The sequence below is a fragment of the Roseicyclus mahoneyensis genome, assembly GCF_003148775.1.
Lineage (GTDB): Bacteria > Pseudomonadota > Alphaproteobacteria > Rhodobacterales > Rhodobacteraceae > Roseicyclus > Roseicyclus mahoneyensis.
The window spans coordinates 337,945-350,637 of sequence record NZ_QGGW01000003.1 but is presented as its reverse complement, the minus strand read 5'-3'; the positions used below and the strand labels follow the sequence as shown (position 1 = coordinate 350,637).

General features: G+C 66.3%; 13 protein-coding genes. 6 read left to right on the top strand and 7 right to left on the bottom strand.

Annotation, left to right across the window (positions count from 1 at the left end):
- Window positions 1–21 precede the first annotated feature (21 nt).
- Window positions 22–1,170: a glutamine-hydrolyzing carbamoyl-phosphate synthase small subunit gene (gene carA / locus C7455_RS08855; RefSeq protein ID WP_109667424.1), complete on the top strand. Its 1,149-nt coding sequence runs from the start codon at window positions 22–24 to the stop codon at window positions 1,168–1,170.
- Between the two features lie 95 nt (window positions 1,171–1,265).
- Window positions 1,266–3,281: a glycosyltransferase family 2 protein gene (locus C7455_RS08850; protein ID WP_170119036.1), complete on the top strand. Its 2,016-nt coding sequence runs from the start codon at window positions 1,266–1,268 to the stop codon at window positions 3,279–3,281.
- On the opposite strand, the gene C7455_RS08845 is transcribed toward C7455_RS08850, so the two are convergent.
- Window positions 3,250–3,897, bottom strand: coding sequence for a GntR family transcriptional regulator (locus C7455_RS08845; RefSeq protein WP_109667576.1), 648 nt, complete (start codon window positions 3,895–3,897; stop codon window positions 3,250–3,252). The two genes, C7455_RS08850 and C7455_RS08845, sit on opposite strands and share 32 nt — an antisense overlap.
- A 104-nt stretch (window positions 3,898–4,001) precedes the next feature.
- On the opposite strand from C7455_RS08845, the gene C7455_RS08840 reads away from it, so the two are divergent.
- Entirely contained in the window at window positions 4,002–4,670 is a 669-nt protein-coding gene (locus tag C7455_RS08840) for a pyrimidine 5'-nucleotidase (RefSeq protein WP_109667421.1), read from the top strand.
- 122 nt (window positions 4,671–4,792) lie between these two features.
- Window positions 4,793–5,986, top strand: coding sequence for a UbiH/UbiF family hydroxylase (locus C7455_RS08835; RefSeq protein ID WP_425450635.1), 1,194 nt, complete (start codon window positions 4,793–4,795; stop codon window positions 5,984–5,986).
- Between the two features lie 4 nt (window positions 5,987–5,990).
- Here C7455_RS08835 and C7455_RS08830 read toward each other — a convergent pair whose 3' ends face one another.
- Entirely contained in the window at window positions 5,991–6,449 is a 459-nt protein-coding gene (locus C7455_RS08830; protein WP_109667575.1) for an Lrp/AsnC family transcriptional regulator, read from the bottom strand.
- A gap of 5 nt (window positions 6,450–6,454) precedes the next feature.
- On the bottom strand, window positions 6,455–6,910 hold the full coding sequence (locus C7455_RS08825; protein ID WP_109667418.1) for an Lrp/AsnC family transcriptional regulator: 456 nt from the start codon (window positions 6,908–6,910) through the stop codon (window positions 6,455–6,457).
- A gap of 139 nt (window positions 6,911–7,049) precedes the next feature.
- On the opposite strand from C7455_RS08825, the gene ilvC reads away from it, so the two are divergent.
- Window positions 7,050–8,072 carry a ketol-acid reductoisomerase gene (ilvC, locus tag C7455_RS08820; RefSeq protein WP_109667416.1) on the top strand — a complete coding sequence of 341 codons (1,023 nt, stop codon included), beginning with the start codon at window positions 7,050–7,052 and terminating at the stop codon, window positions 8,070–8,072.
- Between the two features lie 64 nt (window positions 8,073–8,136).
- Here ilvC and C7455_RS08815 read toward each other — a convergent pair whose 3' ends face one another.
- The 4 genes from C7455_RS08815 to C7455_RS08800 all read right to left on the bottom strand — a co-directional run bounded on the left by C7455_RS08815 (window position 8,137) and on the right by C7455_RS08800 (window position 11,422).
- Window positions 8,137–8,601, bottom strand: a complete 465-nt coding sequence (locus C7455_RS08815; protein WP_170119035.1) for a CAP domain-containing protein — start codon at window positions 8,599–8,601, stop codon at window positions 8,137–8,139.
- Between the two features lie 189 nt (window positions 8,602–8,790).
- On the bottom strand, window positions 8,791–10,134 hold the full coding sequence (locus C7455_RS08810) for an 8-oxoguanine deaminase (protein ID WP_109667413.1): 1,344 nt from the start codon (window positions 10,132–10,134) through the stop codon (window positions 8,791–8,793).
- Complete coding sequence (gene hisN / locus C7455_RS08805; RefSeq protein ID WP_109667411.1) at window positions 10,127–10,954, bottom strand: histidinol-phosphatase; 828 nt, start codon at window positions 10,952–10,954, stop codon at window positions 10,127–10,129. The genes C7455_RS08810 and hisN overlap by 8 nt, the downstream gene beginning before the upstream one ends.
- 84 nt (window positions 10,955–11,038) lie before the next feature.
- Window positions 11,039–11,422 (bottom strand): helix-turn-helix domain-containing protein, encoded by a 384-nt coding sequence (locus tag C7455_RS08800; protein WP_109667410.1) that lies wholly within the window; start codon window positions 11,420–11,422, stop codon window positions 11,039–11,041.
- Between the two features lie 305 nt (window positions 11,423–11,727).
- Between C7455_RS08800 and C7455_RS08795 the strand changes: the two genes are divergently transcribed.
- A complete protein-coding gene (locus C7455_RS08795; RefSeq protein ID WP_109667409.1) occupies window positions 11,728–12,687 on the top strand; it encodes an NADPH:quinone oxidoreductase family protein in 960 nt (319 codons plus the stop codon).
- Window positions 12,688–12,693: the final 6 nt, after the last annotated feature.

Below are 12,693 nucleotides of genomic sequence, written 5' to 3'. Positions count from 1 at the left end.
CCCTAGAACGGAGCTGCCGCCATGCCCGCAAAACCCACCGCCTGTCTCGCGCTTGCCGATGGCACGCTGTTTTTCGGGCACGGCTTCGGCGCCACCGGCATGCGCACGGCGGAACTTTGCTTCAACACCGCGATGACCGGCTATCAGGAGATCATGACCGACCCGTCCTATGCGGGGCAGATCGTGACCTTCACCTTCCCCCATATCGGCAATACCGGCGTCACACCCGAGGATGACGAGACCGCCGATCCGGTCGCGGCTGGCATGATCGTGAAATGGGACCCTACCGAGCCGTCGAACTGGCGCGCCACCGGCCATCTGGTCGGCTGGCTGGAAAAGACCGGGCGGATCGGCATGGGCGGCATCGACACGCGGCGACTGACCCGCGCGATCCGCCAGCAGGGCGCGCCGCATGTGGCGCTGGCCCATGACCCGGACGGGAATTTCGACATCGAGGCCCTGGTCAAGGCCGCGCGCGGCTTTCCGGGCCTTGTGGGTCTGGATCTGGCCCGCGATGTGACTTGCGCGCAAAGCTACCGCTGGGATGAGAAACGCTGGGCCTGGCCCGAGGGCTACACCCGCCGCGAGGGGCCCGCGCCCAAGGTCGTGGCACTGGATTACGGCGCCAAGCGCAACATCCTGCGTTGCCTTGCCAGCGTCGGCTGCGATGTCACCGTGATGCCCGCGACCACCACCGCCGAGGAGGTTCTGGCGCAAAACCCCGACGGCGTGTTCTTGTCGAACGGCCCGGGCGATCCGGCGGCGACGGGCGCTTATGCCGTGCCGATGATCCAGGGCGTGCTGGAGGCCGGGCTGCCGATCTTCGGCATTTGTCTGGGCCACCAGATGCTGGCGCTGGCGCTGGGGGCGCGGACGGTCAAGATGAACCACGGCCATCATGGCGCGAACCATCCTGTCAAGGATCTGGAAACCGGCAAGGTCGAGATCACCTCGATGAATCACGGCTTCACCGTCGACAGTCAGACCCTGCCAAAGGGCGTGATCGAAACCCATGTCAGCCTGTTCGACGGGTCCAATTGCGGGATCCGCATGGCCAACCGCCCGGTGTTCTCGGTGCAATACCACCCCGAGGCAAGCCCCGGGCCGCAAGACAGTTTCTACCTCTTCGAACGCTTCGCCGAGGCAATCCGGCAGCGCGCCACCGCCTGAGCGCCGCAGCGCAGCGTTAACCAAGCCTTAATCCCTCTGCCTGATGATCGCCCTGACGCGTGGCGGCCTGTCGCCTTGCGCTGTGAGGGATGAGGATGGACCGCGATCTGACGCCCGATACCGCTGCCCTGTTTCGCTTTCCGCCCGTCGCGGCTCCGGCCGCCTTTCCCGACTCCGACGCCCGGGCGATGGCCCTCTTGTCGCGGGCGCGCCTTGGTGAGCGGTTGCGCAGACCGCGGCCCGGTGCCGCCGCGCTCGAGGCCTTGCTGCTGGCGCGCGGCGCAATCACGCTTACCGAACTGGCCTCCGCGCGCGAGGCACGGCGGGCCAGCGATGCGTCGATCGGGGAGATCTTGCTGGCCCGTGGCGCGATCAGCGACATTGACCTGATCTCGGCCTTGGCCGAGTGTCACGGCTACGGTCTGTCGGACCTTGCAAACCGCCCGCCCGATCCCACCCTCGGCCGCTATCTGCCCGCCGCGACAGCACTGGCGCTTGAGGTGGTCCCGACCGAACGGATCGGAAATATCCTGGTGCTGGCCACCTGCCGCCCCGACCGGGCCGAGGCGATCCGCGCCGCCTTGCCGTCCGGGATGCGCATGATCCTGACGCTGTCGCCGCGCGCCCAGATCACCATGGCGCAGATCGCGCTTTACGGCGAAACCCTTGCCCGGTTGGCCGAAGGGCAGGCCCCTCTCAACGACAGTTGCCGCGGTTGGCGTCCACGCGTCGCCGTGCGCAGCCTTGTGCTGTCGGCCCTGTCCCTTGCCGCGCTGGCGATCTTTCTGCCAGTGGCGGCGATCGGCCTTGTCTTCGGGCTTTCGCTGCTGATCTTCGGGGGGAACATGGCGCTGAAGGCCACGGCCTTTGCCTCGGCGTTGCGCCGCGACCGGCAAAAAGACGCCGGCGAGGACCAGCGCCCGACCCCGACCCTTTTGCGACCGCCGATGGTGACGCTGATCGCGCCACTGTATCAGGAGCGCGATATCGCCGCGACGCTGGTCAAACGGCTGGGCGAACTGGACTATCCGCCCGAACGGCTCGACGTGCTGCTGGCGGTCGAGGCCGATGACGCAACCACCCGCGCCGCGCTGGCCGCGACCCATCTGCCGCCCTGGATCAGGGTCATCACGGTGCCCGATGGGCAGCCGCGCACCAAACCGCGGGCGCTGAATTTCGCGCTGAACTTCGCCCGCGGCGACATCATCGGCATCTACGATGCCGAAGACCGCCCCGACCCCGACCAGATCACCCGCATCACCGAACGCTTCGCCAATCGCCCGCCCGAGGTGGCCTGTCTGCAAGGCAGGCTCGATTACTACAATGCGCGCCACAACGTCTTGTCGCGGCTGTTCGCCATCGAATACGCGAATTGGTTCCGCGTGCTGCTGCCCGGTGTGCAGCGACTGGGCCTTGTGGTGCCGTTGGGCGGCACGACGCTGTTTCTGCGCCACAAAGTGCTGGTCGAGGTGGGCGGCTGGGATGCCCATAACGTGACCGAGGATGCCGAACTGGGCCTGCGGCTCGCGCGGCGCGGCTACCGCACCGAGATCATCGACACCACCACCTTTGAGGAGGCGAACGCCGCCGTCTTGCCATGGATCCGCCAACGCGCCCGCTGGCAAAAGGGCTACCTGATGACGTGGGCCATGGCGATGCGCGCGCCGCGCGCACTGTGGCGCGATCTGGGGCCGGTGCGATTTGCCGCCCTTCAGGTTCAGATGCTCTTTGCGGTGGCCGGGTTTCTTGTCGCGCCGCTTTTGTGGTCACTGATGGTCAAGCCCTTCGGGGTCGCCCATCCGCTGGATGCGCTGGTCGGGCCGATGGGCTACGGGATCATGGCAACGGCCTTTGTGGGCAGCATCGTCTTGTCGGTCGCGCTGTCGATCCACGCCACACGGGCGGCGCATCTGCGCCATCTCAGGCCATGGATCATGTTGTCGGAACTCTATTTCCTGCTGGCCACGATCTCGGCGGCGCGGGCGGCGGCCGAAATGCTGATGCGTCCCTTTTGGTGGGCCAAGACCACCCATGGGGGCTTTGGCGGGGTCGCAAGCGACCCGGCCGCGGATGCTGCGGTCAGGCCTGAACCTTCTGCGCCTCTTCCTTGAGGCGAACCACGAAGGCGATGGACAGGTGATCCTTCAGCGCTTGTGCCGCGCGCGCGCCATCGCGGGCGGCGATGGCCTCCACGATCTCGGCATGCTCGGCCAGCGCCTTTTCCCCCCGACCCTGCGCCGCCAAGGAGGTGCGTGCCATCAGCGCCATAGAACGGTAGACCAGATCCAGCTGCTGCACGAGGAACCGGTTGTGACTGGCCAGATGGATCTGGTGGTGAAACCGCCGGTTGGCGCGCGCCAGCGCCTGCGGATCGTTCAACAGCGCGCGATCAGCCTCGACCATGCCACGCAGAACTTCGACCTCTTCCACCGCCGCGTGCTGCGCGGCCAGCCGCGCGGCCAGCCCTTCGAGCTCCTGCCGAACGGCGTAAAGCTCGGCCATCTGCGCATGATCGAGAGAGGCCACAATCAAGGACCGGCCGTCGCGTGTCAGCAGGCTTTGCGTCTCAAGCCGCTGCAGCGCCTCGCGGATCGGCGTGCGACTGACCCCGAAGCGGTCGGCCAGTTCCGATTCCACCAACCGGTCGCCCGGTCGATACACCCCCTGATCGATGGCATCGAGGATCAGGGCATAGGCATCCTTGTGCGGATCGGGCGCGGGTCGCATGGCCATCGGGTGCGGTATCCTTTCGTATGCCGCAAAACGCTAGGCGGTGCCGCGGCCTCTGTCCAGACTTGCGGCGCAGGGCGCGGCATCCTAGGCCTTGGGTCATGACGCGCGCGCCCCTTTCCCCCGACTTCGCCCCCGAGTTTTCCCATGTCGAGACCTGGGTCTTCGACCTCGACAACACGCTTTACCCGCCAGAGACGCGGCTGTTCGATCAGATCAACACCCGCATGACCGATTGGGTGATGCGGGTTGCAGGCGTGGAGCGCGCGGCGGCCGACCAGTTGCGCCACCGCTACTGGCGTGACCATGGCACCACACTGGCAGGCCTGATGCGCTATCACGACATCGACCCGGCCCCTTATTTGGAGGAGGTGCACGAGATAGATTTCTCCGTCCTGTCGCCCGACCCCGCGCTTGCCGCGGCCATCGCCGGGCTGCCGGGACGTAAGATCGTCTACACAAACGGCACCCGTCCCTATGCCGAGCGTGTGATCGCCCATCGTGGTCTCGCCGACCTGTTCGACGCGGTCTACGGGGTGGAACACGCAGGCCTGATCCCCAAGCCCGAGCGCGCGGCCTTTGAGGCGGTGTTTGCCGCCGACGGGCTGACGCATGCCCGCGCCGCGATGTTCGAGGATGATCCGCGCAACCTTGCCGTGCCCTTTGCCATGGGTCTGCGCACCGTGCTGGTCGCCCCCGAACCCGAGCCCGCGGATTTCATCGAACACCACACCGACGATCTGGCGGGCTTTCTGGCCCGGCTGGTCTAGCCCCCGAAAATTCGTACGAATTTTCGGACTCCAAGATTTTTCGTACGAAAAATCTGCTTGGGACAGCCTGTCGCGTCGCAGGCCCCCGTGACGCACCCTACATTCATCTCATGAGCCAAATCATGCGCACAGACATCTTCATTTCCGGCGGCGGTGTCGCGGGGTTGACCGCCGCTGCCGCCTTCGGACAGGCGGGGTTCTCCGTCATCTGCGCTGACCCTGCGCCGCCGATCACCGATGCCGCGACCGAAGGGGCCGACCTGCGCACCACGGCCTTCTTGCAACCCTCGCGGCAATTTCTCGAGCGTGTGGGCCTGTGGGATCGGCTGGCACCCCATGCCATGCCGCTCCAGATCATGCGCATCGTCGATGCAGGCGGGGAGGTTTCCGAGCCTCGCGTCGCCCATGACTTCAATGCCGCCGACATCTCGGATCTGCCCTTTGGCTGGAACCTGCCCAACTGGCTTTTGCGGCGCGAAATCGTGGCGCATCTGGCGACCCTGCCCAATGTCGATTTCCGCCCCGGCACCGCCACGGCGCAGGTCATGACCCGCGAGGCCGAGGGCCGCGTGACCCTCAGCGACGGCAGCCGCATCACCGCGAAATTGGTGATCGGCGCCGATGGCCGCACCAGCCCCGTCCGCGAGGCGGCGGGGATCAGCGTGACGACCATGCGCTACGGGCAAAAAGCGCTGGCTTTCGCCGTGACCCACCCGATCCCGCATGAGAATGTCTCGACCGAGATCCACCGCTCGGGCGGGCCCTTCACGCTGGTGCCCCTGCCCGACCACGACGGGCGCCCGTGTTCCGCCGTGGTCTGGATGGAACGCGGCCCCGAGGCGCAGCGGCTGGCCGCCCTGCCCGAGGCAGAGTTCAATGCCGAGATGACGGAACGCTCCGCCCATCTGTTCGGACCTCTCACGCTTGTGACGCGCCGCACGCTCTGGCCGATCATCAGCCAGATCGCCACGCGGATGGAGGCCGAGCGCGTGGCGCTGGTGGCCGAGGCCGCCCATGTCGTGCCGCCCATTGGCGCGCAGGGGCTGAACATGAGCCTCAAGGACCTGCGCGTGCTGCTGGATCTGGTGGAGGCAAACCGGGTGGACCCCGGCGCGCGAGACCTGCTGCGCCGCTACCACCGCGCCCGGCATGCCGAGGTTCTTGCCCGCGTGACCGGGGTGGATGCGCTCAACCGCGCGTCGATGGCCGAGGCACAAGGCTTGCGCGACCTGCGGATGCGGGCCTTGAACGCGATCTATTCGGTCACGCCCGTGCGCCGCGTGATGATGCGGGCGGGGCTGGGCGCGACGGGCTGAGGGATCAGCCCAGCGGGCCGGGGCGGCGTTCCTCGGACAAAAGCACGTTGGCCTCCACCTGCCCCACGCCCGGCAGGGTCATGATCCGGCGACGCAGCACACGTTCGAAATCGGGCAGGTCGCGGGCGACGACGCGCAGGCGGAAATCGTAGAGGCCAAGCACATGTTCGACCGTCTGCACCTCGGGGATGGCGGCGACCGCGCGTTCGAAATCCTGCAGGCTGACGCGGCCCTTGAGCGCCAGTTTCACGCCCAGAAACACCGTCACGCCAAAGCCGAGCGCCTCGAGGTCGAGATCCAGACGACGCGCACAAAGCACACCCGCCTCGCTCAAGCGCTTGATGCGCCGCCAGCAGGCCGGCTGCGACAGACCCACGCGGCGGCCCAGTTCCGAGGCCTTCAACGTCGCATCGTGCTGTAGCGCGCGCAAAATGGCGCGGTCGGCGGCGTCGAGGTCGATCACACCGCTCACAGGGGCACCGTCTGCTGGTTCTTGACGGTTGCCACATGCATCAAGGCCTCGATATCGGCGATATGCGGCAGGGTCAGGATGCGGTCGCGGTAGATCTCCTGATAATGAGACATCGACCGCGCGATGACCGCAAGGCGCGCATCTACCCGGCCAAGGAATGTCTGGATTTCAATGACTTCCGGGACGTCGCGGGCGGCGGACAGGAATTCGTCGAAGGCGCGCGGGTTGGTCTTGTCCAGCGTGATGCGCAAGGACACCTCGACCGTGTAGCCCAGCGCAGGCCAGTGGATCGCGTAACCTTGACCGCGCAGCACGCCCTGCGTCTGCAAGCGATCCAACCGTTTGTAGCATGTGGCAAGCGGCATGCCTACGGCTTGCGCCAGGGCGGTGACGGGTTGAGCCGGGTCGGACTGGAGGTGGCGCAGCAAGCGCCTGTCGCTGTCGTCGAGCATGCATATTTCCAGAAAGATGAATAAGACGCATGATTTTCTATCATTAAGGTGTTCTTTTGGCAATTGCGATGCAGCAGACCCGAGAAAGAGCGGGCAGTTTGCGCGTCAGAGACGACTCACGCCAGACGAGGAGAGAGACATGCGCGTTTACTATGACCGCGATTGCGATGTGAACCTGATCAAGGACAAGAAGGTCGCCATTCTGGGCTATGGCAGCCAGGGCCATGCCCATGCGCTGAACCTGCGCGACAGCGGCGCCAAGAACGTGGTCGTGGCGCTGCGGCCCGGTTCGGCCAGCGCCGCCAAGGCCGAGGGCGAGGGCCTGAAGGTCATGGGGATTGCCGAGGCCGCCGCCTGGTGCGACCTGATCATGTTCACCATGCCCGACGAATTGCAGGCCGACACCTACCGCAAATACGTGCATGACAACCTGCGCGACGGGGCAGCCATTGCCTTTGCCCACGGCTTGAACGTGCATTTCGGCCTGATCGAGCCCAAGGCGGGCGTTGATGTCATCATGATGGCGCCCAAAGGCCCCGGCCACACCGTGCGCGGCGAATACACCAAAGGCGGCGGCGTGCCCTGCCTTGTGGCGGTGCACAATGATGCGAGCGGCAAGGCGCTGGAGATCGGGCTGTCCTATTGCTCGGCCATCGGCGGCGGGCGGTCTGGCATCATCGAGACCAACTTCAAGGAAGAATGCGAGACCGACCTTTTCGGCGAACAGGCGGTTCTGTGCGGCGGTCTGGTGGAACTGATCCGCATGGGCTTCGAGACGCTGGTGGAAGCCGGCTACGCGCCCGAGATGGCCTATTTCGAATGCCTGCACGAGGTGAAGCTGATCGTCGACCTGATCTATGAGGGCGGCATCGCCAACATGAACTACTCGATCTCGAACACTGCCGAGTATGGCGAATATGTCTCGGGCCCGCGCATCCTGCCCTACGATGAGACCAAGGCGCGGATGAAGGCCGTGCTGGAAGACATCCAGCAGGGCCGGTTCGTGCGCGACTGGATGGCCGAATGCTCCGTCGGCCAGCCGTCGTTCAAGGCGATCCGCCGCAACAATGACGCGCACCAGATCGAACAGGTCGGCGCGACGCTACGCGGCATGATGCCCTGGATCACCGCCGGCAAGATGGTCGACAAGTCCAAGAACTGACGCTTTCACCGAGGTGAAGGCCGAACGGCCCCGGGGAGGAGGACCCCGGGGCCGTTTTTCATGGTCAGCAGGGACGCGCCAGCACCAGAACCCAGGTCTCGCCGCTGCCTGCGAAGCCGAATTGTGTCACTTCCGGATTGAGGATGTTGGCGCGTTGCTGGGGGTTGGTCATCCATTGACCGATGGTCGAGCGGATATCGGACGTACCATTTGCCACGTTCTCGACCGAGGCGCAGGCGCTGTAGCCCGCGCGCTGCAAGCGGTCGGCCAGCGCCGTCCCGCTCGCCCCGATCTGACCCCGCCGGTTGGCATCGCCAAGATCGGCGGCCTGAACTTCGGCTGCCGCCTGAAGCTCGGGCGAATGGAGGAGCGGCCGGATGATGCCGCCGCCTGCCCGCTGAAACGACAGTTGTGTGCCCGCCGAGGCGAGATCGACGGTTCCGCCCGCCGAGATACGTTCCGTGCCCGCCCGTGGGGCACATGCGGCCAGGATCGACATCAGGACAAGCGCAAGAATACGGGGGGTCATGGGGGTGCCTCTGGTCTGCTCTTGTGTCGTTTTACACAGGATGAAGGGCGGCGAGGCGCCATACAAGAGGTGATTGTCCGGCGCTGGTCGCAGCATGGACAGCCTGTGGATGGAATTGTGGGTAAAGAAGAAAAAGGAAATCCATGAGGCCAATACCGGGTTTCAGGCCAATATTTTATCTGAAATGTGCTACTCAGCCCGCGCCAAATCTTCGGCAAGACGCCGCTGATCGGCCAGCACAGAGGGCAGATCGAGCGTGGTGATCCGCCCATCCGCGACCACACGGCGCCCCTCCACGATCAGATCGCGGATCTGGGTCGGCCCGGCCAGCAGCAGCGCGGCAGGGTCCCACGACCCGGCAGACGTGACCCCGCCGACATCCCAGATCGCCAGATCTGCGCGGTAGCCGGGCACGATCTGCCCGATCTCGGCCCCGCGTCCAAGCACTTCGGCGCCGCCCCGTGTGGCGATCCGCAACGCTTCGCGCGGGGACATGGCGCCGGGGCCGGAGGCGACGCGCTGCAGCAACATCGCCATCCGCGCCTCGGCAACCAGATTGCCCGCATCGTTCGAGGCCGAGCCGTCGACGCCCAACCCCACCGGCACGCCTGCGTCCCGCATCGCCCGCACAGGGGCTATCCCCGAGGCAAGCCGGCAATTGGAACAGGGGCAATGCGCCACCCCGGTGCGGGTGCGCGCGAACAAGGCGATTTCGGATTGGTCCAGCTTGACGCAATGGGCATGCCAGACATCCGGGCCGGTCCAGCCCAGATCCTCCGCATATTGACCCGGACGGCAGCCGAATTTTTCCAAGGAATAAGCGATATCCTCGTCATTCTCGGCCAGATGCGTGTGCAGCATGACACCCTTGTCGCGCGCCAGAAGCGCCGCGTCGCGCATCAACTCACGGCTGACGGAAAAGGGCGAACAGGGTGCCACAGCCACGCGGATCATCGCCTGCGGGCGCGGATCGTGAAAGGCGTCGATCACCCGCAGGCAATCGCTCAGGATCGCCGCCTCATCCTCGACCAGGCTGTCGGGCGGCAGCCCGCCCTTGGACTGGCCGATCGACATCGCCCCGCGCGTCGCATGCAGGCGCAGCCCGATCTGATCGGCAGCCTCGATCGTGTCATCAAGCCGCGACCCGTTGGGATAGAGATAGAGGTGATCGGACGACATCGTGCAGCCCGACAGTGCAAGTTCCGCCAGCCCTGTCAGGGCCGACACCCGGATATGTTCGGGCGTGAACCGCGCCCAGATCGGGTAAAGCGTGGTCAGCCAGCCGAACAGTGCTGCGTCCTGCGCGCCCGGAACCGCGCGGGTCAGGGTCTGGTAGAGATGGTGATGGGTGTTCACCAGCCCCGGCGTCACCACGCAGCCCGCGCAGTCGAGCACCTCACCCGAGGTTGCAAGCCCTTGACCCACCGCCACAATCGCCCCGTCGCGGATCAAGATGTCAGCGTCTGCAAGCTCGGCGCCCGCGTCGTCCATCGTGACGACCGCGCGTGCCTTGCGCAACAGCAGCTCACGCATCAGGCACGTGTTTCAAGACCGACAATGCAGCCGCATGGATCTGCGCATTGGCCGCCGCCAGCGCCCGCCCGCCCGCATGCACTGGGCCGCCCCGCCAGTCGGTGACGATACCGCCCGCGGCCTCGATGACCGCGATGGGGGCGCAGATGTCGTAGGCGGCAAGGCCCGCCTCGATCACCAGATCGACCTGCCCCGCCGCGACCAGAGCATAGGCGTAGCAATCCATGCCGTAGCGCGTCAGCCGCACCCGGTCGCGCACCGCCTCGAACCCGGCACGCTCGGGCGCGGTGCCGACCTCGGGGAAGGTGGAAAACAGGGTCGCATCAGTCAGTTGGGCGGTGCCGCGCGTGGACAGTGCCACCGTTGCGCGCGGTCCCGCGACCTGCGCACGACCGAACCCGCCTTCGAAGCGTTCGCCGATATGGGGCTGGTCGATCAGGCCATAGATCGGCCCGGTGGCATCGCAGAGCGCAATCAGCACGCCCCATGTCGGCGTGCCGGACATGAAGGCGCGGGTGCCGTCGATCGGGTCGATCACCCAAGTAAGGCCCGTGGTACCGGGCTTCGCACCCTCTTCTTCGCCCAAGATGGCGTCGTCGGGCCGCAAGTGCGCCAAAACCGCACGCATCGCGGCCTCCGACGCGCGGTCGGCCTCGGTCACGGGGTCGAAACGGCCAACACCCTTGTCATCCGTGACAAGGCTCGCACTGCGGAAAAAGGGAAGGATCACGCTCCGCGCGGCATCCGCCATCGCATGGGCGCAAGCGACCAGCGCATCGGCGGGCAGATCGGCGGAGCCGCCGGACAGGGGGTCGCGCATGGCGGGCCTCGTGGCTAATGCGGGTCTGGGCCGCATCGCCCGAGGTGGCACGAACCCCTGTCCGGGGTCAAGCGGTGGCCCCGGTCAGGCCGCCGCGTCCGACAGCACGCGCGCCAGTTCGAACAGGCGGCGGCGCTGGTTTTCGGGGATCGCATAGTAGGAGCGCACCAGTTCCAGCGCCTCCTTGTCGGCGAGGATGTCGCCAGGCAGCCCGTGCGAGGCCTCGGCGATCTGCGCCTCATCTTCGGCACCGGTCATGCCCTCGAAGAAATAGGCGACCGGCACGGCCAGCGCCTCGGCGATGTCCCACAAGCGCGAGGCGCTGATGCGGTTCATCCCGGTTTCGTATTTCTGAATTTGCTGAAACTTGATGCCGACCTTTTCGGCCAGTTGCTGCTGGGTCATTCCGACCATCCAGCGGCGATGCCGAACGCGTTTTCCGACGTGGACGTCTACCGGGTGCTTCACGAGCCCCTCCTTTGCTAGCCAAAACAGGTTTCGCCGCCCGCGCCGGTCATCACGGGAAGCTCGCGCCACAGATTTCCCGCAGCGCGCAACAGATAGCGCGACCTCGAACGGGATCAATCCTTTGGAGAGTTCAGGCGACCACACTCATCTTAGAAGGCAGCAGCCCCGCCAAAGGACAGGCCCGGCGCGAGTTCACGTCACCCTAGTCGCCTTTAGCGTGTCCCACAACAGGGCGTTTGCGCACAGGCAGTCTGGTGGCGCGCCCTCAAGATCGCTAGGTTCTTGCGACCAGACAGGAGGATCGTATGCAGGCCTTTCGCGTGACGGAACCAGGACAGGACCCGCGACTGACACAGATCGACCGGACCGAGCCCGGGCCGGGGCAGATCCGCGTCAAGATCGCGGCCTGCGGCCTGAATTTCGCCGACCTGCTGATGATCAAGGGGCAGTATCAAGACACCCCCGCGGCGCCCTTCACGCTGGGGATGGAGGTGGCGGGCGTGGTGGAGGCGCTTGGGCCGGGCGTCACCACCTTGGCGCCGGGAACGCGAGTGGCGGTTTTCGCGGGCCATGGCGGGTTGGCCGAATACGGCGTCTTCGAGGCCGCGCGCGCGCTGCCCATTCCCGACGCGATGCCCTTTGCCGAGGCGGCGGGATTTCTGGTCGCCTATGGCACGTCCCATCTGGCGCTGACCCATCGCGCCGCGCTCAAGCCCGGCGAAAGGTTGCTGGTTCTGGGGGCGGCCGGCGGCGTGGGGCTGACGGCGGTGGAGCTTGGCGCCATCCTCGGGGCGGAGGTGATCGCTGTCGCGCGCGGGGCGGACAAGCTTGCGGTGGCGCAGGCCGCAGGCGCGCGGCACGTCATCGACAGCGACACCGCCGATCTGAGGGGCGCACTCAAGGCGCTTGGCGGGGTCGATGTGGTCTATGACGCGGTCGGCGGCGCGGGCTTCGACGCGGCCTTGCGCGCAACCCGGCCGGACGGGCGCATCCTGTCCATCGGCTTTGCCAGCGGTGAGGTGCCGCAGATCGCGGCCAACCTGCTTTTGGTCAAGAACATCAGCGTGATGGGGTTCTACTGGGGTGGCTATCTGCGCTTTGCCCCCGAGCTTCTGACCACCTCTCTGGCCGCGCTGCTGGCGCTGTACGAACAAGGCCGCATCAAGCCGCACGTCAGCGCAACCTACCCGCTTGCTCAAGCCGCCGAGGCGCTGGACCTGCTGCGCAGCCGCAAGAGCACCGGCAAGGTCGTCGTGACGCTTTAGGCCACC

Excerpts from the sequence above, each read along its gene's own strand:
- carA (WP_109667424.1), top strand. The coding sequence starts at position 22 with ATGCCCGCAAAACCCACCGCCTGTCTCGCGCTTGCCGATGGCACGCTG.
- C7455_RS08850 (WP_170119036.1), top strand. The coding sequence starts at position 1,266 with ATGGACCGCGATCTGACGCCCGATACCGCTGCCCTGTTTCGCTTTCCG.
- C7455_RS08845 (WP_109667576.1), bottom strand. The coding sequence starts at position 3,897 with ATGCGACCCGCGCCCGATCCGCACAAGGATGCCTATGCCCTGATCCTC.
- C7455_RS08840 (WP_109667421.1), top strand. The coding sequence starts at position 4,002 with ATGACGCGCGCGCCCCTTTCCCCCGACTTCGCCCCCGAGTTTTCCCAT.
- C7455_RS08835 (WP_425450635.1), top strand. The coding sequence starts at position 4,793 with ATGCGCACAGACATCTTCATTTCCGGCGGCGGTGTCGCGGGGTTGACC.
- C7455_RS08825 (WP_109667418.1), bottom strand. The coding sequence starts at position 6,910 with ATGCTCGACGACAGCGACAGGCGCTTGCTGCGCCACCTCCAGTCCGAC.
- ilvC (WP_109667416.1), top strand. The coding sequence starts at position 7,050 with ATGCGCGTTTACTATGACCGCGATTGCGATGTGAACCTGATCAAGGAC.
- C7455_RS08815 (WP_170119035.1), bottom strand. The coding sequence starts at position 8,601 with ATGACCCCCCGTATTCTTGCGCTTGTCCTGATGTCGATCCTGGCCGCA.
- C7455_RS08810 (WP_109667413.1), bottom strand. The coding sequence starts at position 10,134 with ATGCGTGAGCTGCTGTTGCGCAAGGCACGCGCGGTCGTCACGATGGAC.
- hisN (WP_109667411.1), bottom strand. The coding sequence starts at position 10,954 with ATGCGCGACCCCCTGTCCGGCGGCTCCGCCGATCTGCCCGCCGATGCG.
- C7455_RS08795 (WP_109667409.1), top strand. The coding sequence starts at position 11,728 with ATGCAGGCCTTTCGCGTGACGGAACCAGGACAGGACCCGCGACTGACA.